This window comes from Streptomyces sp. AK08-02 (assembly GCF_033795085.1).
GTDB classification, from domain to species: Bacteria; Actinomycetota; Actinomycetes; order Streptomycetales; family Streptomycetaceae; genus Streptomyces; species Streptomyces echiniscabiei.
The window spans coordinates 354,926-373,216 of record NZ_JARAZV010000004.1; the positions used below are offsets into that span (position 1 = coordinate 354,926).

At 72.7% G+C, this 18,291-nt stretch carries 13 protein-coding genes and 1 pseudogene; 7 read left to right on the forward strand and 7 right to left on the reverse strand.

All coding sequences use genetic code 11. From position 1 onward, the window contains the following. Positions 1-592 precede the first annotated feature (592 nt). Positions 593-781, forward strand: a pseudogene (locus PV734_RS10155) (helix-turn-helix domain-containing protein); the annotation flags it as partial. On the opposite strand, the gene PV734_RS10160 reads toward PV734_RS10155, so the two are convergent. From PV734_RS10160 to lanKC, 4 genes are all read right to left on the reverse strand, one after another. Next, on the reverse strand, positions 707-2,602 hold the full coding sequence (locus PV734_RS10160; RefSeq protein WP_319289293.1) for an ABC transporter ATP-binding protein: 1,896 nt from the start codon (positions 2,600-2,602) through the stop codon (positions 707-709). The pseudogene PV734_RS10155 and the gene PV734_RS10160 overlap by 75 nt on opposite strands. Further along, entirely contained in the window at positions 2,589-4,316 is a 1,728-nt protein-coding gene (locus PV734_RS10165) for an ABC transporter ATP-binding protein (protein ID WP_319289294.1), read from the reverse strand. Before PV734_RS10165 ends, PV734_RS10160 begins: the two co-directional genes overlap by 14 nt. A gap of 88 nt (positions 4,317-4,404) precedes the next feature. Further along, positions 4,405-4,521, reverse strand: a complete 117-nt coding sequence (locus PV734_RS10170; protein WP_319090857.1) for a SapB/AmfS family lanthipeptide — start codon at positions 4,519-4,521, stop codon at positions 4,405-4,407. Between the two features lie 57 nt (positions 4,522-4,578). Then, entirely contained in the window at positions 4,579-7,221 is a 2,643-nt protein-coding gene (lanKC, locus tag PV734_RS10175) for a class III lanthionine synthetase LanKC (RefSeq protein WP_319289363.1), read from the reverse strand. Positions 7,222-7,377: 156 nt separating this feature from the next. On the opposite strand from lanKC, the gene PV734_RS10180 reads away from it, so the two are divergent. The 5 genes from PV734_RS10180 (at position 7,378) to PV734_RS10200 (ending at position 13,689) form a co-directional block, all read left to right on the forward strand. Next, a complete protein-coding gene (locus PV734_RS10180) occupies positions 7,378-9,855 on the forward strand; it encodes a SpoIIE family protein phosphatase (protein WP_319090856.1) in 2,478 nt (825 codons plus the stop codon). A gap of 81 nt (positions 9,856-9,936) precedes the next feature. Beyond that, positions 9,937-11,004: a glucose-1-phosphate thymidylyltransferase gene (locus tag PV734_RS10185; protein WP_319090855.1), complete on the forward strand. Its 1,068-nt coding sequence runs from the start codon at positions 9,937-9,939 to the stop codon at positions 11,002-11,004. Continuing rightward, positions 11,001-12,017: a dTDP-glucose 4,6-dehydratase gene (gene rfbB / locus PV734_RS10190; RefSeq protein WP_319090854.1), complete on the forward strand. Its 1,017-nt coding sequence runs from the start codon at positions 11,001-11,003 to the stop codon at positions 12,015-12,017. The genes PV734_RS10185 and rfbB overlap by 4 nt, the downstream gene beginning before the upstream one ends. Continuing rightward, positions 12,014-12,889, forward strand: a complete 876-nt coding sequence (rfbD, locus tag PV734_RS10195; RefSeq protein ID WP_319090853.1) for a dTDP-4-dehydrorhamnose reductase — start codon at positions 12,014-12,016, stop codon at positions 12,887-12,889. Before rfbB ends, rfbD begins: the two co-directional genes overlap by 4 nt. Further along, a complete protein-coding gene (locus tag PV734_RS10200; RefSeq protein ID WP_319289295.1) occupies positions 12,886-13,689 on the forward strand; it encodes a class I SAM-dependent methyltransferase in 804 nt (267 codons plus the stop codon). Before rfbD ends, PV734_RS10200 begins: the two co-directional genes overlap by 4 nt. A gap of 93 nt (positions 13,690-13,782) precedes the next feature. Here the strand turns inward: PV734_RS10200 and rfbC are convergent, their stop codons facing one another. Both rfbC and PV734_RS10210 read right to left on the reverse strand, forming a co-directional pair. After that, positions 13,783-14,382: a dTDP-4-dehydrorhamnose 3,5-epimerase gene (gene rfbC / locus PV734_RS10205; RefSeq protein WP_319289296.1), complete on the reverse strand. Its 600-nt coding sequence runs from the start codon at positions 14,380-14,382 to the stop codon at positions 13,783-13,785. Positions 14,383-14,386: 4 nt separating this feature from the next. Continuing rightward, on the reverse strand, positions 14,387-16,363 hold the full coding sequence (locus PV734_RS10210) for a glycosyltransferase family 2 protein (RefSeq protein WP_319289297.1): 1,977 nt from the start codon (positions 16,361-16,363) through the stop codon (positions 14,387-14,389). 212 nt (positions 16,364-16,575) lie between these two features. Here PV734_RS10210 and PV734_RS10215 point away from each other — a divergent pair, with 212 nt between their 5' ends. Continuing rightward, positions 16,576-17,085, forward strand: coding sequence for a metallophosphoesterase (locus tag PV734_RS10215; protein WP_319289298.1), 510 nt, complete (start codon positions 16,576-16,578; stop codon positions 17,083-17,085). 4 nt (positions 17,086-17,089) lie between these two features. On the opposite strand, the gene PV734_RS10220 is transcribed toward PV734_RS10215, so the two are convergent. Then, on the reverse strand, positions 17,090-18,196 hold the full coding sequence (locus PV734_RS10220; protein ID WP_319289299.1) for an XdhC/CoxI family protein: 1,107 nt from the start codon (positions 18,194-18,196) through the stop codon (positions 17,090-17,092). Positions 18,197-18,291 lie beyond the last annotated feature (95 nt).

Sequence of the window (18,291 nt, forward strand, 5' to 3'; positions counted from 1 at the left end):
TCCTCGCGCGGCCGGGTGCTTCCGAGTCAAGGCTCTGTCCACTCGGCCCGTCGCGCACGGCGAGAGGGGTCGCGCCGGGCTCGCGCCCCCGCGCGGAAGCGCGAGTCAGGCGTGTAAGCCCCGGGAGTGCGCCCCCGCGCACCCTGTTGGCCTGTTCTGCACGTCTGGGAGCCGTGGCGAGAGGCGAGAGTCGAAAAGGGGGCACACGCGACAGCGGACGACCCGGGGCGAGGCGAGTGAAGGAGCTGCAGTGATCCGAGTGCTTCTGGTGCATGACGCGTGTCTGGTGAGATCGGTCCTTGCGGAGTGGCTGGACAGGGAGTCCGACCTGGGTGTGTACGACGCCTCCTGGCGCGGTGCGGCGAGTCGGCTCAGGGCGGTGCGGCCCGATGTCTGCGCCGCCGACCTGGAGAGTTCGGACTCCTACGGCGTGCCTCCGCTGGGCGAGTTACGGGGCCGCGGGGCGGGCGCGTCCGCCCCGCGGCTGCTGGTGCTGGCCAGTGCGGGCAGACCGGGCCTGCTGAAGCGGGCGGCGGAGGCGGGTGCGCTGGGCTATGTCGACAAGGAGCGGGAGGGGGCACCGGAGCGACTGGTGTCCGCCATTCGCAGGGTCGCCGCAGGGAAACGTTTCGTCGATGACTCGCTCGGCTTCGGTTTCCTCAGGGCCGCGCAGATTCCGCTCACCCGGCGGGAGCTGAGTGTCCTGTCACTCGCCGCGGAGGGCGCGTCCGTCGCGGAGATCGCCGGCAGCCTCCATCTGTCCCACGGAACCGTGCGCAACTACATGGCGGCCATCACCCGCAAGACCGGGGCCCGCAACCGCGTCGACGCCATCCGTATCTCGCAGGGCGAGGGCTGGCTGTGACTCCCCAGGCGAAGTGGCCGACCAGTTGCCCACCAGATCGCGGTAGAGGCGGGAGCGCTCCAGCAGTTCGTCGTGCGTCCCGTACGCGCAGTGCCGGCCGTCCATGACGAGGACACGGTCGGCGCGGCGCGCCGAGGCGAGCCGGTGGGCGACCACGACCAGGGTGGTGCCGGTCCGGGAGGCGAAGGCCCGCTCGGCGCGCTCCTCCGCCTCCGGGTCCAGGTGGCAGGTCGCCTCGTCGAGGAGTGCCACACAGGCGTACGAGAGCCAGGCCCGTGTCAGTGCGATCAGCTGCCGTTCGCCGGCCGACAGCGCGGCTGGGTCGATCCGGCCCTCGGGCCCGCCGTGCCGGGCGAGGAGCGGGGCGAGCCCGACGGCCTCGGCGGCGGCCAGCAGCTCGGACGCGGGCACGGGATCCGGCCGCAGACAGCCCAGGTTCTCGGCGAACGTCCCGCTGAACACGTACGCCTCCTGGGGGATGACGACCCGGTGGGCGTGGGCGGCGCTGCCGGACACCGGATGCCCGCAGAGCCGGATAGTGCCGTGCTGGGGTTCGAGGAGCCCGGCGGCAAGGGACACGAGGGTGGACTTGCCGATGCCGCTGGGACCGACCACGGCGAGCCGCGCGCCCGGCGGCAGGCTGAGAGTGAGGCCGTCGACCACGGGCGCGCAGGTGGGGCCGTAGCCGAAGGTGAGGTCGGCGACGGTGAGGGCGGGTGCGCTCGCGGGGCCGTGGGCGGGGCGGTCGTCCGGACCGCTGCCGGTGTCCGCCGCCCCGCCGGCCGGCACCAGGCGGCGCAGGACGACCGCGAGCCGGGAGCCGCTGGTGCCCATGCCGTGGACCAGGTTCTGCAGGGCGGGCAGCAGGGACTGGGTGACGTAGGCGAGCGCGCCGACCAGCGCGCCGGGAGTGACCCCGCCGCGCAGCAGCCAGGGGGCGGCCAGCAGCAGCAGGACGATGGGGAGCTGTCCGCCGACGGCGATCGACGCCACGCGCGGTACTCCCCAGCGGGCCAGTGAGCGGGCCGCCCGCAGCTCGGCCTCGACCCGTTGGCCGACGTCGGCGGCGACTCGCTCCTCCGCCCCGCCCGCCGTCACGTCCCGCAGTCCGGCGCAGACGTCGCCGAACCGGTCGGCGAGCCGTTCGTCGGCGACGAGGAAAGCCTCCTGGCGGTGGGCCAGGGGCCGCATGCTCGCCGCGAAGAGGCCCACCCCGACGACCAGCGGGGGCACGACCACGAGCAGCAGCGGCGGAGCCAGTGAGCCCAGCCCGATCAGCGCGCCCGCGGCCGTGAAGACGAACGAGCGGGACACCATCACCACACCGGCGAAGGTGTCCCGGGCGATCTCCACCTGCTGGGTCAGCGCGGACAGGGCCCCGCCGTCCGCCTCCCGCACCCCGCGCGCCACCACCCGTTCCACGAGCCGGTCCCGCAGCGGTTCGACGAGCGCGGCGACCGCCCCGTAGACCCGTCCGGTGCCGTACGCCCCCACCGCGACCGCGAGCCCGGCGACCCCGAGCCAGCCGAGCCCGACGTCCGCCCGGCCGCGCAGGAACCCCTCGTCGAGGGCACGGGCGAGGGCGTAACCCATGAGGAAGGTCTGCGCGGTCTCCAGTACGGACCACAGCACGAGCCGGGCCACGACACGCCGCTGCTGCCGCAGGAACCGCACTCCCCGCGCGCGGAGGCCGTCTTTTGCGCCCGGCCTCGGCAGGGCGCGCTCACTCCCCGGCATTCGCGAACACCTCCCGGTAGCCTCTCTCCCGCCACAGTCGCGCGTGTGTTCCCACCGCCCGCACCCGTCCCGCGTCCAGCCAGACCACCGTGTCCGCGCGGGCCGCGCTGGAGACCCGGTGGGCGACGATCACCCGGGTGCCGCCGGGGGAGTGGTGCAGCAGGGCGTCGACGACCTGGTGCTCGGTGACCGTGTCGAGGCTGGACAGCGCGTCGTCGAGGATGAGCAGCCTGCTGTCGCGGGCCAGTACCCGGGCGAGGCCGAGGCGCTGCCGCTCGCCCCCGGAGAGTGGCGCCGCCCGGCAGGGAGTGGCGTAGCCGTCGGGCAGCCGGCGGACGAACGTGTCGGCGCGGGCGGCGGCGGCGCCGGCCCTGATCCGGTCGGGCGGGGCCGTCCGCACGCCGAAGCCGATCGTGTCCGCGACGGTGTCGCCCAGCAGGGCGGGGCGTTCGAAGGCGTAGCCGATCGCGCCGCGCAGTTCGTCGTGGTCAAGTTCGGGCAGCGGCACACCGTCCAGGAGGACGGTTCCCTCGTCGGGATCGGCCAGCCGGCCGGCGAGCGCCGCGAGGAGGGACTTGCCCGCGCCCGAGCGGCCGACCACGGCGAGGGTGCCGCCCTCGGGCACGACCAGGTCGACGCCGTCCAGCAGTGTCCGTCCACCGCGGCGGGCGGTGACCCCGCGCAGCTCCAGCCGGCCCCGCCCGGGGGGCAGCCGGCGGCTCCCGTACGCCGTCACCGGCTCGGCCAGGACCTCACCGAGGCGTCGGGCCGACGCCCGGGCCCGTACCAGGCCCGACAACTGGCCTACCAGGACACCGACCCCGGCCGCCAGGACGGCGTACCGCGAGGCGGCGAGCATCTCGCCCACCGTCAGCCGGCCGCGGACCAGCAGGACACCGGCCACGGCCACGACCCCCAGTTGCAATAACGGAGCCAGGGTGACCGCCCGGGCCGCCGCGCGCCCCTGGACGTGCCACATCCGGTGGCCCGCGCGGGTGAGTTCGGACAGTGGCCGCAGGACCCGGGCCACCTCCCGGTCCGCCGTCCCGCACGCGGCGATGGTGCGGGCGCCGCGGATCGCCTCCGTGAGTCCGCTCGCGATCCGACCCTGGGCGTCCTGGTAGGCGGCCACACACCGTGCGGAGTCCTGGGTGAAGGCCCGCAGCAGCAGGGCCAGCAGCGGCGCCCCGGCGAGGAACACCACGGCCAGCCACGGGTCGAGCAGACCGAGCGCCACCACCGCTCCGGCCGGTCCGGCGAGCGCGGCCAGCAGTGCGGCGAGGGCGGCGGGCGCGGTGCCGGCCTGAGCGGCGTTGCCGACCAGCCGGGCCACCAGCTCGCCGGACCCGAAGCGTTCCCCGGCCCGTGGCCCCACGGCGAGCAGGTGCCCGGTAAGCCGGTGTCGCAGCCACGCCGTGGCGCGGGCGTCGGTGGTGCCGCTCAGCACGGTGTCGACGGCGTCGAGGACGGCGAGCAGCAGCACGATGACGGCGCACCACAGGACCCAGCGCAGGGCGCCGGTGCCGTCCGGGTGCGCCAGCAGTACGTCGAGGGCCCGTCCCAGGGTCAGGGGCAGGGCGAGGCTGAGCCCCGTCGAGACGGTGGCCACCAGGAACAGGACCGCACAGCTCGTCCGGGTACGGCGCACTGTCGCGCGCAGCGGCGAGGCGGTGTCCTCGGCCGGGGCCGGCCGGTCGGGGGAGGTGGTCGTCATCGGGTGAGCCCTCCGACGGCGGATGACGGACCGCCGGGCGGCCCTCCACGACTGGGAGTGGCCGCCCGGCGTTGCTTGCCGGCTGTGCTCAGAGACAGAGGGTGACGCTGGCCGCGCTCACGCAGGAGAGCAGGCTCAGCGTGCTGTTGCCGCCGGTGTAGGCGGTCTCGTCGGACTCCATCGTCTGAAGGTCGAGCAGTGCCATGTCGATTCCTTTCGTCGATCCCGGTGGTCCGGGTTCTCTGTGGGGACGGGTGTCGCGTCACGACTCCTGCGGAGGAGCCGCGTCTTGGGGCCGCCGTGGCGGCGGAAGGAAGGGCAGGGCGGCGGGGGCCGTCTCGTCGAGGGCCGCGCCGAGCGCGAGCAGACAGCCCGCCGTGCCGGTGCCCAGGTCCATGGAGAGCCGCATCATCTGGTGCCCGGGGAAGGCCAGTTGGCCCTGGTACGACATCGCGTACCAGCCGAGCCCCGCGATCTGTTCGCGGCGCCGCGCCTCGGGGGCGCCGGTGCGGGCGAGGTGCAGGATCATGCCGGCCCTGCCCTGGAACAGTCCGGGCTGTGCGTAGAAGCGCGAGGCGGCGGAGGTCAGGATGCGGTCCCGGGCCTCCTCGAACGCGTCCCGGCCGTCCGCGCGGGCCGGGGAGTGCCCCGCCGACGCGGAGAGCGTCAGGTAGTCGTCGAGGACCAGGCCGATCCCCACGCTGCCTTCCGCGAGGTACGGCATGGTCCGCCAGCCCTCGTCGACCTCCAGGCCACCGCCCCGCTGTACGACGCAGCCGTCCAGGTCCCGGCGCAGCGCGGTGCCGGCCGCGTCGAGCAGCGCGGGGTCACCGGTCGCCTCGTACTGCCTGAGGAACAGCAGGGCGGGACCGCTCGCGCCCCGCAGGAGTCCGGCGCGGCGCTTCTTCGGGTCCGGGAGGGGCTCGTCCAGGCGGCTCACCAGGATGTCCGTGACGTCCTGGGCCCGCCGGGCGAACTCCGGCTCCCCGGTCGTGCGCGCCAGCCCGCCGAGCACCAGACCCAGCCCGGCCAGGCCGCCCCGCAGGTCGGAGGAGAGCTTGTGCCACTTCTCCCTCAGGACCAGGTCGATCAGGTCCAGCGCGCGCGGGCGGTGTCCGAGCAGGTCGAGGACGTGGGCGACGCCCGCGAGACCGTCGTACAGCCCCAGCGGCGTCCCCACGGGCACCGGGTCGGTGTGGGCCAGGAGCCAGCGCTCACCCTCCTCGTACCGCTCGGCGCCCGTCCGGGACAGCGCGTACAGGACCCCGGCCGCGCCGTGCGCGAGGCCGAGTCCGCCGCCGTCGGAGAACTGGGTGATGTCGCCGGGGAAGAGCCGGTCGTCGCGTTCGGGAGTGGCGGAGGCGAGGATCGCCTTCACCATCGAGTCCCGGCTGTACGGCCAGTCGCCGGGCTCGACGGGAGCCGCCGGCGGCGAGTGGGCGGGGCGCCGCGCTCCCGGCGCGGACACGTCACGGGTGATCTCGGCGACCGCCTCGGTCAGGAACTCGGCCGGTACGTCCGGGAACTGGCCGGCGATCACTTCGGCCAGGTGGGCCGCCTTGCCCCGGTCCACCACGAACAGCGTGGTCAGGGGCATGAAGAGCGCGAGCCGGAGACACGCGAGCGCGTACCGGTCGACGTCGACGCCTCTGCGGTCGGGCGGGGCGAAGAAGCCGGGGTGGGCGACGACCTGGCGGCCCCGCTCCTCGACCGGGGCGGCCGCCTCGAAGTCGACCAGGGACACCGACTCCTCGTCGGGCGCGACCATGATGTTGAAGATGTGCAGGTCGTTGAAGACGATCCCGCGCGCGTGCACCGCCTCGACGGTCTCCTCGACCGCGCGGTGGATGCGCAGGGCCCAGCGCGTGTAGGCGGCCACCGCCTCCGGATCGGGGTCGTGGGTCAGCAGCGGATGGCGCTCCGCGAAGAAGGAGTTGAGGGGGCGCCCCTCGATGAAGTCCATGACGAGGAAGCGGTGGTCCCCGAGCGTGAACCAGTCACGCACCTCGGGCACCGTGCCGAGCCCCGACACCTGCTCGAGCGCCGCCCGCTCGCGCTCCAGCCGGGTGATCGCGTCCGCGCCGTCGGCCGCCAGGCCCGCGTGCGGACGCCCCTCCTTGAGGACGACCCGGCGCCCGTCGCGCGTGTCGGTGCCGACGTACACGCCACCGCCGTTGGAGAAGTGCAGGGCCTTCTCGATGCGGTACGGCAGGTCGGTGACCGTCGTCGCGTTTCGGGCCGCGAGCTGGGCCTCCAGGAACGCGGGCAGTCGCACCCAGTCGGGGACCTGGAAGGACGGCGCGCGCCGGTCCGGCACCAGCCGGCCCTCGCCGTCCCGGACGGCGGGCACGAGCGAGCCGCGCTCGTCGACGACGAAGGAGCGCGCGAACGCCCCGTAACGGACGTACAGCGGCCCCTCCCGCCAGCGCAGGTCGGTGAGGATGTAGGGGCCCTCGCAGCCATCCAGGAGGGCGCCCAGCTCGGTCAGTACCTGGTGCAGCAGGTCCTCGTCGGCCGGGTAGACCGTCACGAACTTCCCGCTGCCGTCCCGGCCGGCGTACTTGGTGTTCCGCAGATGCAGCAGATGGGGGCCCGGCAGGAACTTGAACGGGATACCGCGGGGGACGCAGTAGTCCCACACCGTCGCGGCGACCCGCTCCGCGTTCGCCCGGGTGGCCGATGCGTGCACCTTCCAGCCCTGGGCGGGTCCGGGCAGCGGGTCGCCGTCCGGACCGAGCGGTGTCAGCGCCAGCCAGTCGCCGATCCGTCCCGTACGCCAGCCCTCCGGTACCGCCCGGCGGGCCGTCTCGAACTGGGGAGCGGCCTCGCCCGCGCCGGACAGCCGGTCCGGTGTCTCGTAGAAGTGCTGGTCGGCGAGCGCGTACACCTCGTACCGCTGGTCCATGCCCACCTCCTCGATGTCTGGCACCGAGCCTTCCAGTCCGTGGACGGGTCCCGACAGTCACGGCTGTCACGAGAGCACTGTGTGGAACGCACAGGTACGACCGGGGCCGACGCACGCGGGTGCCAGGGGCTGCGCCGGGGCCCCATACGCGCTGTAATGACGAACGTGGGCAGAGAGGACGCGGGACGCGGAACGAGAACGGCGCGCGCCGAACTTGCCCTCAAGTCGCTCACCGTCGAACTCGATCCCCGTGAACGCCTCCGTCGCGTACTCGAACAGACACTCGTCTTCGCGGGGGCGACCGTCGCCGCCGTCTACACCCCGGGCGACACCGCCGACGTGCTGTGCCTGGTCGAGTCGGCCGGCGTGCCGAGGACGCTGTACGGCCTGCGCGACAGCTACCCCGTGGCCGCCCACTCGCCCGCCGCCGATGCCCACCGCATCGGACGGCCGGTCTGGCTGGGCCCCGACGACCTCGCCGAATGCGCCGAGTCCCGGCGGATGCCGGCCTGTGACGTCCATCTGGCCGCCCTGCCCGTCCGCGCGGGCGCCGCGGTCGGTGACGGCGGCTGTCTGCTCGCCGTGACGGAGAGCCCCGGCGGCTTCGACGACGACGCCCGGGACTGCCTCGGACTGCTCGCCGACGCCGTCGCCTGGCCCGCCCCGCCCGCCGCCGGAGACCCGGGCGAACTGCCGGCCAACGCCTTCAGCCTCGCCATGGACAGCGGACGCGTCGAGGTCGGGGACGAACTCCTCGGACTGTTCGCGCTCGACCGGGCGGACTTCGACGGCAGGGTCGAGACCCTGCTCGGCCTGACGGTCCCCGAGGACCTGCCCTCCCTGATGTCCGTCGTCGAGGCCGACCACATGTCCATCGGCGACCGGGAGCTGGAGTTCCGGGTGCTCCAGCCCGCCGGCCCCCCGAGGTGGCTGCGGCTGCGCGGGCGGCTCGCGACCACGGGGGAGGGGCGGCCCGCCCGGCTCGTGGGCACGGTCGGCGACGCCTCCACCCTGCGCTCAGGCGTCACCGACGTGGCCCGCGTCCAGCGCCTCGCCGCCGCCCTGGCCACCGCCGGGACCGTCCGTGACGTCAGCAGGGCCGTCGTCACGGCGCTGCGCGAGCCGCTGCTCGCCGACCGGATCGCCCTCGCAGAACTGGAGAACGAACGGCTCGTCGTCACCGTCCTCGACCCGCCCGAGCCCGAGTCCTGGCCCGAGCTGTGGCGGCTGGAATGGCGCTCCGAATGGCCCGAGTCACCCGTCCGCTCCATGCCCACACTGGCCGCCGCGCTGCGCGAGGGCCGTGCCGCGATCTGGCCCGCGGGCACCGAACTGGAACCCGCCCTCGACGGCGTCGGCCCCGGCGGCCTCGCCGTACTGCCGCTGCCCGCCGGCGGCCGGATGGCCGGCGTCTGTCTGATCGGCTGGGACAGTCCGCACGAGTTCGGCACCGACGAACGCGCCCTGCTCACCGCCGCCGCCGGCCTCGCGGGACAGGCCCTCACCCGCGCCCACGCCTTCGACGCCGAGCACGAACTCGTCGGGATGCTCCAGCGCTCCCTGCTCCCCCGCCGCCTGCCCAAACTGCCCGGCGGGGTCGCCGAGGCCCGCTACCTGCCGACCACCGAGGGCCTGGAGGTGGGCGGCGACTGGTACGACGTGATCCCGCTGCCCGACAACCACGTCGCCCTCGTCATCGGCGACGTCCAGGGCCACAACGCGGGCGCCGCCACCCTGATGGGCCAGATGCGCACCGCCCTGCGCGCCTACGCCGTCGAGGGCCACCCGCCGGACGTCGTGGTCTCCCTTGCCAACCGTCTCCTTGCCGACATGGAGACCGACCTCTTCGCCACCTGCTGCTATGTCGAGGTCGACATGGAGGAGGGCACCGCCTGGTACGTGCGCGCCGGCCACCTCCCCCCGGTCGTCCGCCACCCCGACGGCACCACCGAGGTGCCCGAGTCCGACGTCGGGCCGCCGCTCGGCGTCGTCGCCCGGGCCGACTACCCGATGAGCCTGCTGCGTCTCCAGCCCGGCACCCTGCTGGCCCTCACGACCGACGGTCTCGTCGAGTCCGCCGAGATCGACATCGAGGACGGCCTCGACGCTCTCGCCGCCGACCTCGCCGCCGCCGACCCCGCCCACCTCGGTCTGGTCGCCGACGCCCTGCTCGCCCGCGCCAACCGCAACGACGACGTCGCCCTGCTCCTGCTGCGCTACGACGGAATGGAGCACCGCCCGCTGCGCGAGAGCTGGACGGTGTGGCGGGTGCCCGAGGCGGTCCGGCACGCCCGCCGCTTCACCCGGCGCACCCTGCGCGCCTGGAGCGCCGCGGGCGAGGCGGGCCTCCGGGAGAACATGGACACCGTGCTCCTTGTCGTCTCCGAGCTGGTCACCAACGCCCTCGTGCACACCGACGGCCAGGTCCGTCTCGACCTCACCGTCTTCAACGGCCGGCTGCGCGTCGCCGTCGCGGACAACTCGCCCCGCACCCCCATCAGACCGACGAACCTCGGCTGGGAGGCCACCGGCGGCCGGGGCATGCTCCTGGTCGAGGCCATGTCGGCGGCCTGGGGAACCGTCCCGGTCAGCGGTGGCAAACAGGTGTGGAGCGAGCTCGCGCTGGAGCCCTGAGAGGACCTCGGCGGGCTCCCGTACCGGTCACGCTGCGGCACCGGATATTACGTCGTGGGAAATCGAAGCTAGGGTGAACGGATGAAGGCTCTCGTGCTCTCCGGTGGCGCCGGTACGCGGCTTCGGCCGATCACCCATACCTCGGCGAAGCAGCTCGTCCCCGTGGCCAACAAAGCCGTGCTGTTCTACGGCCTGGAATCCCTCGCCGACGCGGGCATCACCGAGGTCGGCATGATCGTCGGTGACACCGCCGCCGAGATCGAGGAAGCGGTCGGCGACGGCTCACGGTTCGGCCTGAAGGTCACCTACATCCCGCAGGAGAAGCCCCTGGGCCTGGCCCACGCGGTGCTCATCGCGCGGGACTTCCTCGGTGACGACGACTTCGTCATGTACCTCGGTGACAACTTCATCATCGGCGGCATCAGCGACCTCGTCGACGAGTTCCGCCGCCTGCGCCCCGACGCCCAGATCCTGCTCACCCAGGTGCCCGACCCGCGCTCCTTCGGCGTCGCCGAACTCGACGCGGCGGGCCAGGTGATCGGCCTGGAGGAGAAGCCCGAGCACCCCAAGAGCGACCTGGCGCTCGTCGGCGTGTACCTCTTCACCCCGGCGATCCACGACGCCGTACGCTCCATCAGCCCTTCCCGGCGCGGTGAGTTGGAGATCACCCACGCCATCCAGTACCTCATCGACGCCCGGTCCGACGTACGATCCACGCTCATCAAGGGTTACTGGAAGGACACGGGGAACGTCACCGACATGCTGGAGGTCAACCGCATGGTCCTGGAGGGCCTGGAGCGGCGGATCGACGGCGACGTGGACACCGCGTCCGAGACCATAGGGCGGGTGGTGATCGAGGAGGGCGCGAGCATCAGCCGTTCACGCATCGTCGGCCCCGTCGTCATCGGCGCCGGAACCGTCGTCAGCGACTCCTACGTCGGGCCGTTCACCTCCGTCGCGGAGAACTGCCGGATCACCGACAGCGAGCTGGAGTTCTCCATCGTGCTGCGGGACTCCTCCATCGCCGGGGTGGGCCGCATCGAGTCCTCGCTCATCGGCAGGCACGTCGAGGTGACCCCGGCCCCCAGTGTTCCCAGCGCCCACCGACTCGTCCTCGGAGACCACAGCAAGGTGCAGATCCACTCATGAACCTCCTCGTCACCGGCGCCGCCGGCTTCATCGGCTCCACGTACGTCCGCACCCTCCTCGCGTCCGACGCCCCCGACGCGCCCCGGATCACGGTGCTGGACAAGCTCACGTACGCGGGCACCCTGGACAACCTCCCCGCCGAGCACCCCCGGCTGACGTTCGTCCAGGGCGACATCTGCGACGCCGAACTCGTCGACAAGCTGATGGCCGAGGCCGACCAGGTCGTCCACTTCGCCGCCGAGTCCCATGTGGACCGCTCGATCGACGGCGCCGCCGACTTCGTCCGCACCAACGTCGTGGGCACCCAGGTGCTGCTGGACGCCGCCCTGCGCTACGGCGTCGGCCCCTTCGTGCACGTCTCCACCGACGAGGTGTACGGCTCGATCGAGACCGGCTCCTGGCCCGAGGACCACCCGCTGGCCCCCAACTCGCCCTACTCGGCGTCGAAGGCGTCCTCGGACCTGCTCGCCCTCGCCTACCACCGCACCCACGGCCTCGACGTCCGCGTCACCCGCTGCTCCAACAACTACGGGCCGCACCAGTTCCCCGAGAAGGTCATCCCGCTCTTCGTCACCAACCTGCTCGACGGCAAGAAGGTCCCGCTGTACGGCGAGGGCCTCAACGTCCGCGACTGGCTGCACGTCGACGACCACTGCCAGGGCATCGACCTGGTGCGCACCGGCGGCCGGCCCGGCGAGGTCTACAACATCGGCGGCGGTACGGAGCTGAGCAACAAGGAGCTCACCGGGCTGCTCCTCGAAGCCTGCGGCGCCGACTGGGACAGCGTGGAGTACGTCGAGGACCGCAAGGGCCACGACCTGCGCTACTCCGTCGACTGGGGCAAGCTCCACGACGAGCTGGGCTACAGTCCGCGCCACGACTTCGCCGCCGGACTCGCCGCCACCGTCGCCTGGTACCGCGACAACCGCGCCTGGTGGGAGCCCCTCAAGCGGCGCGTCGGCGCCGCACAGAAGCAGGACGCGAAGCAGGGCGAGAAGCAGGTGAGCGGATGAAGTGGCTGGTGACCGGCGCCGCCGGCATGCTCGGCCGCGACACAGTCGAGGAACTCCTCAGGCGCGGTGAGAACGTCGTGGGCCTCGCCCGCGCAGCCCTCGACATCACCGACCCCGACGACGTGCGCCGTGTCTTCACCGACCACGAGCCCGACCTGGTCGTCAACTGCGCGGCCTACACCGCCGTCGACGACGCCGAGACGGACGAGGAGACGGCGCTGCGGATCAACGGCGTCGGACCGCGTCTGCTCGCCCAGGCCTGCGCCGAGCACGGTGCCCGGCTCATCCATGTGTCCACCGACTACGTGTTCGACGGCGAGGCCCGGGACACCCCGTACCCCGAGGACCACACCCCGGCCCCGCGCACGGCGTACGGCCGTACCAAACTCGCCGGTGAGCAGGCGGTCCTCGCCACGCTCCCGGACGCGGGGGTCGTCCTGCGCACGGCCTGGCTGTACGGTGCGCACGGCGGCAACTTCGTGCGTACGATGATCGATCTGGAGGCGCGTCGGGACACCCTCGACGTCGTCGACGACCAGCGCGGCCAGCCCACCTGGAGCGCCGACGTCGCCGTACGGATCGCCGACCTCGGACCCCGGATCGGTCCCGAGGCGCACGGTGTCCTGCACGCCACCAACTCCGGCGAGACCACCTGGTTCGAGCTGGCGCGTGAGGTGTTCCGCCTCATCGACGCCGACCCGGAACGGGTACGCCCCACCACCAGCGCGGCCTTCACCCGGCCCGCACCCCGGCCCGAATACAGCGCCCTCGGCCACCGCCGTTGGCAGCAGACCGGTCTCGGAGCCCTCCGTGACTGGCGTACCGCCCTGCACGAAGCACTGCCACACATCCGCAAGGAGATTTCCTCGTGAAACGCCATGAGTTCCTCCGGGAGCTCCACAAGGTCAGCGCGAACAGGAACTACCTGGAGATCGGCGTCAACGACGGCCGAAGCCTGACCCTGTCCCGGGTACCGAGCATCGCGATCGACCCCGCGTTCAAGGTGGTCTCGGAGATCCGCGCCGACGTCCATCTCGCGAAGGCCACCAGCGACGACTTCTTCGCCCGGCAGAACCCCCTCGCCCACCTCAAGGGCGGCCGGCACCCGCTGCGCAACCTGGCCCGCAACCGCAGCCCGTTCGGCTACTGGCAGCGCACCACACTCGACCTGTCGTTCATCGACGGCATGCACCTGTTCGAGTACGCGCTGCGCGACTTCATCAACGTCGAGAAGCACTCGGACTGGGCCAGCGTCATCGTCCTCGACGACATGCTGCCGCGCAGCATCGACGAGGCCGCCCGCGACCGGCACACCAACGCCTGGACCGGCGACGTCTACAAGCTGATCGAGATCCTCGCCCGGTACCGTCCCGACCTGGTCACGGTCCTCGTCGACACGGCGCCCACCGGACAGCTCATCGTCTTCGGCGCCGACCCCGACAACACCGTGCTGAAGGACAAGTACGACGAGATCATCGCGGAGTTCGAGGTCCCGGACCCGCAGAAGGTGCCGGAGAGCGTCCTGGAGCGGACGCCCGCGATCAAGCCGGAGACCCTGGTCGAGGCCGCCTTCTGGGGCCCGCTCGTCAAGTCCCGCAACCGGGGCACCAAGCGCGGCAAGGGCCTGGAGCAACTGCGCCGCAGCCTGGCGCCGCTGAGCACCACCCGCTGACGCGGAACCGGACGAAGGCCTGCGGCCCGGCTGCTCATCAGCAGCCGGGCCGCAGGCCTTTTCGCGTACTCGTGTACTCGTGCCGTACGGGGGTTACCGGGCGGCGCGCAGCTCCGCGTAGAGGGCCGCGCACTCCTCGTACGAAGGCAGCATCCCGGCCGCCCTCGCCTCCGCCAGCGTCGGAGCCTCGGCGTCCTTCTCCGACAGCACGGGCTCGATGCCCTCCGGCCAGGCGATGCCCAGCTCCGGGTCGAGCGGATGCACCCCGTGCTCACGTCCCGGCGCATACCCCGTCGAACACAGGTACACCACGGTGGCGTCGTCGGTGAGCGCCATGAAGGCGTGCCCGAGGCCTTCCGCGAGGAACACCGCGTGCCGGGTCTCGTCGTCGAGCCGCACCGCCTCCCACTGCCCGTAGGTGGGCGAGCCGACCCGGATGTCCACCACGACGTCCAGGACCGCCCCGCGCACACACGTCACGTACTTGGCCTGGCTCGGCGGCACGTCGGAGAAGTGCACCCCGCGCACGACGCCCCGGCGCGAGACCGAGCAGTTCGCCTGCGCGAGGGACAGGTCGTAGCCGGTGGCCTCACGGAACTCCTCGCCCCGGTACCACTCGTGGAAGGCGCCCCGGTCGTCCGGGAAGATCTTCGGCTCCAGTACCCAGGCGCCCTCGATGTCCAGTGCTCGCATGCTGTCAGGCTCCGTTCCCGCGTCGAAGCCCGGCCTTGCGCGCGATCTTCCCGAGCGTGCGCCGCACCTTGCGGACCAGTCGCTGCCCGGTGCTCGGCCCGGCCGGTTTGGCGGGCCGTACGACCTGCAGACGGCCGCCCTTGGCGCTGAGGCCGACGGACATGGCCAGGAACCGCGGCTCGCCCGCCTCGGGGGCCAGGCACAGCGACGGCTTCCACGTCCCGTCGGCGAGCGCGCCCCCGGGCAGCGTCGCCTCGACGAACGCACCCGAGCCGTCGGACGCGCCGGACAGCGTGCCGGACACCTCCACGGGCTCGGGAGCGGCCGACGAGGTCAGCCGCAGCAGCGCCTTGGTGTCGCCGGGAACGTGCAGGGGCAGTGCCACGCGGAGACGGTCACCCGTGACGGTGACATCGTCCGGCTTGAGACGGCCGAGGCCCACACCCTTGACGGCGCGGTCGACGTCCAGGGACAGGGTGGCCTGCTTCGCCGTCCAGTACGGCAGGGTCACACGGCCGGCGACCACACCGGCCGGCGGCACCGGGCGGGGGTCCAGCTTCACCGGGCCGAGACGGCACTCACGGGTCCAGCCGCCCAGCTTGATCCGGACGAACACGTCGAACAGACCGCCGCCGAGCGCCACGCCGCCCGCCGCCGTGCCGGGGTCGACGGTGGCCGTGCCGCGCAGCACCAGCCGCACCTGCCCGTCCTCGTCGGCCGGGAGGGTCTCGCGGGTCAGCTCCACCGGCTGGAAGAACTGGGCGGCCGTGGTCCGTTCACGCACCAGGAAGTCCGCCGTCGCACTCCCGAACCGGGCGACGGTGGACGCGCCCACCCGGGCGATCGCGTCGTCGGCGTCGGTGGGCGTGCCGTCCAGGTCGGCGCCGTCGCTGTCGTCCTCGGCGGGGAACGTCATCGGCTTGCCGCGCGAGGTGAACTCGGCGGTGAAACCGACGTGCAGAACACCGTCCCGCCACTCCACGCTCTGCGGGGTCGCCGAGGGGGCGAGGGACGCCTCCCACTCGGCGAACGCCACCACGTCGTCGAGACGGTCGGCGGCGATCAGCGCCGCCACGATCCGCTGCGCCTCCTGCATGCCGTTGGCGACACCCGGGCCGAAGCGTTCGACGACGACCCCGCGGATCTCGTCGAACATCTCCTTGCGGTAGTCCTCCGGCAGCTTCAGGAGCCGGTTGGAGCGCATCCGCTCGACCATCTCGTTGCGCAGCCAGCGCCGGTAGAGACGGTCGCGCACCGCACCCGGTTCGGTGTACCGCTCGACGACGTCGAGGGCCTCGCGCAGGTTGCGGAAGTAGCCGACCGGGTCGAAGCGCTGGAATCCCGCGTTCGAGGCGTCGTCGCGCTTGACGTGGTAGTAGCAGACGTAGTCGCTGAGCACGGAGACGTTGTCCGCGCGCAGGTAGGCCTCGGTGACGAAGACATGGTCTTCGAGCCGCCGCCGACCCTCGGGGAAACGCAGACCGATACGGTCGAGAAAGGCCCGCCGGAGCATCTTGTGCGGGGTGAGGCTGTCGATCAGCGGGGCGTTCTCGACACTGGCCTTGGGGTGGTTGTGCCGGAACAGCTCGACCGGCACCGGGCGGCCCTTGCCGGCCATCTTGCCGACGATCACATCGGCGCCGTTGGCCACGCCGTACTCGTACATCCGCTCAAGGGCCTCGTCGCCGAGGTAGTCGTCGTTGTCGACGAACATCACGAACTCGCCCTGCGAGGCCTCGATGCCGACGTTGCGCGGCTTGCCCGACCAGCCCGAGTTCTCCTGGTGGATGACCTGGAGACGCGGTTCCTCCGCGGCGAGCTGGTCCAGCCGGGCCGGGGTCCCGTCGGTGGAACCGTCGTCGACGAAGATCACTTCGTACTCGTCGGCGGGCAGCGACTGCCGCAGCAGCGACGCGACGCAGTCCTCGATGTACGGTCCCGGGTTGTACACCGGAACGATGACGCTGACCTTGACCGGCATGCGGCTGGAAGCCCCCTTTTGGCTTTACTCCCCGTTTCCGCAATGGCACGGTCCGGGCTGCCTGATACTAACCTCGCGAGACACTCCAGTTCCTGTCGGGGCACGGTGCGCGGGGCGCCCCAAAGGGGCGCGGGGAACTGCGCGACAAGCCACGACGGCGCCGCGGTCGCGCAACGGCAGATGGGGCACCCCAGAGCGCCTACGCTCCCCGGGTGCACCTTCTGCTCCTCTCCGACACCCACCTCCCCAAACGCGCCAAGCACCTGCCCGCAGCACTCCTCGACGAACTCCCGCACGCCGACGTGGTGATCCACGCCGGCGACTGGGTCGACACGGCCACCCTCGACCTGCTGGAGAGCCGCTCCCGCCGTCTGATCGGCGTGTACGGCAACAACGACGGCCCCGGGCTACGGGCCAGACTCCCCGAGGTGGCCTACGCCGACCTGGGCGGCCTGCGCTTCGGGGTCGTCCACGAGACCGGCCCCGCCCAGGGCCGCGAGGCCCGCTGCGCCGCCCGCTTCCCGGGGGTCGACGTCCTGGTGTTCGGGCACAGCCACATCCCGTGGGACACCACCGCGGACACCGGCCTGCGGCTGCTGAACCCCGGTTCGCCGACCGACCGGCGCCGCCAGCCGCACTGCACGTACCTGACGGCGACGGTGACGGGCGCGGGGCAGCTCGCCGACGTGGTGCTGCACAGGCTCCTGCCCCGGCGCCCCTGAGCGGTCAGACGGTCCCGGTCGGATGAACCGCGCCGCCCGTCGCCGTCAGCGACACCCCGCTGCCGCCCCACCGCAGGGCGACGATCTCGGCGGCCACGGACACCGCCACCTCCTCCGGCGTACGGGCGCCGAGATCCAGTCCGATGGGGGAGCGCAGCCGGGACAGTTCGGACGCGGTGAGGCCGGCCTCCGTCAGCCGTCGCCGCCGGTCGTCGTGGGTGCGGCGGCTGCCCATCGCCCCGATGTACGCGGCGGGCCGACGCAGTGCCTCCTCCAGCAGGGGCACGTCGAACTTCGGGTCGTGGGTCAGGACGCAGATCGCCGTGCGCTCGTCGGTGTCCGTGCCGCTCAGGTACCGGTGCGGCCAGGCGACGATCACCTCGGCGCCCTCGGGGAAGCGCTCCGGCGTGGCGAAGACCGGGCGGGCGTCGCAGACGGTGACCCGGTAGCCGAGGAAGGCGCCGATCCGGGCCACGGCGGCGGCGTAGTCGATGGCGCCGAAGACGAGCATGCGGGGCGGGGGTGCGAAGGAGTGCAGAAACACGGTGACGGCGTCCTCGCGTCGCTCCCCGTGAGGGCCGTAGTGCCGCAACCCCGTTGCTCCCAGGGCGAGTTCGCCGCGCGCATCGGCGGTGACGGCCACGTCCAGGCCGGTCGTGCCGAGTGTGCCGGCCACCTGGTCGGGCCAGACGGCGAGCGTGGCGCCGCGCGCCGCCGGACCCCCGGTGACGGTGGCCACGGTCACCGGGCGGCCCGCCGCCACCGTCTCCGCGACCGCCGCGAAGGAGGGATCGAGGGCGGGCGTGACGGGCCGTACGAGCACGGTGATCTCGCCGCCGCAGGTGAGACCCACCGCGAAGGCGTCCTCGTCGCTGTAGCCGAAGGTCTCGAGGCGGGTCTCGCCGTGCGCCACGACTTCCTGGGCCAGCTCGAACACCGCGCTCTCGACGCATCCTCCGGAGACGCTGCCCACCACCTCGCCGCCGGGCCCCACCGCCATCGCGGCTCCGGGGTCGCGGGGCGCGCTGCGGCTCACCGAGACGACGGTGGCGAGTCCGAACGGTTCGTCCGCCGCGTACCAGCGCCCGAGCGTCGGGAGGATGTCTCGCACGATCCGCTCCTTTTGTCGCCCATGTGCCTTGATCATCGCCCATGAGTGTCAAAAGCTGAAGATTACTCAGGAGTCAGTTTCTATTGACGGCCCCT

What these genes read in the sequence shown, in the direction of transcription:
- PV734_RS10160 (WP_319289293.1), bottom strand. Translation starts at nt 2,602, where the DNA reads ATGCCGGGGAGTGAGCGCGCCCTGCCGAGGCCGGGCGCAAAAGACGGC.
- PV734_RS10165 (WP_319289294.1), bottom strand. Translation starts at nt 4,316, where the DNA reads ATGACGACCACCTCCCCCGACCGGCCGGCCCCGGCCGAGGACACCGCC.
- PV734_RS10170 (WP_319090857.1), bottom strand. Translation starts at nt 4,521, where the DNA reads ATGGCACTGCTCGACCTTCAGACGATGGAGTCCGACGAGACCGCCTAC.
- lanKC (WP_319289363.1), bottom strand. Translation starts at nt 7,221, where the DNA reads ATGGACCAGCGGTACGAGGTGTACGCGCTCGCCGACCAGCACTTCTAC.
- PV734_RS10180 (WP_319090856.1), top strand. Translation starts at nt 7,378, where the DNA reads ATGACGAACGTGGGCAGAGAGGACGCGGGACGCGGAACGAGAACGGCG.
- PV734_RS10185 (WP_319090855.1), top strand. Translation starts at nt 9,937, where the DNA reads ATGAAGGCTCTCGTGCTCTCCGGTGGCGCCGGTACGCGGCTTCGGCCG.
- rfbB (WP_319090854.1), top strand. Translation starts at nt 11,001, where the DNA reads ATGAACCTCCTCGTCACCGGCGCCGCCGGCTTCATCGGCTCCACGTAC.
- rfbD (WP_319090853.1), top strand. Translation starts at nt 12,014, where the DNA reads ATGAAGTGGCTGGTGACCGGCGCCGCCGGCATGCTCGGCCGCGACACA.
- rfbC (WP_319289296.1), bottom strand. Translation starts at nt 14,382, where the DNA reads ATGCGAGCACTGGACATCGAGGGCGCCTGGGTACTGGAGCCGAAGATC.
- PV734_RS10210 (WP_319289297.1), bottom strand. Translation starts at nt 16,363, where the DNA reads ATGCCGGTCAAGGTCAGCGTCATCGTTCCGGTGTACAACCCGGGACCG.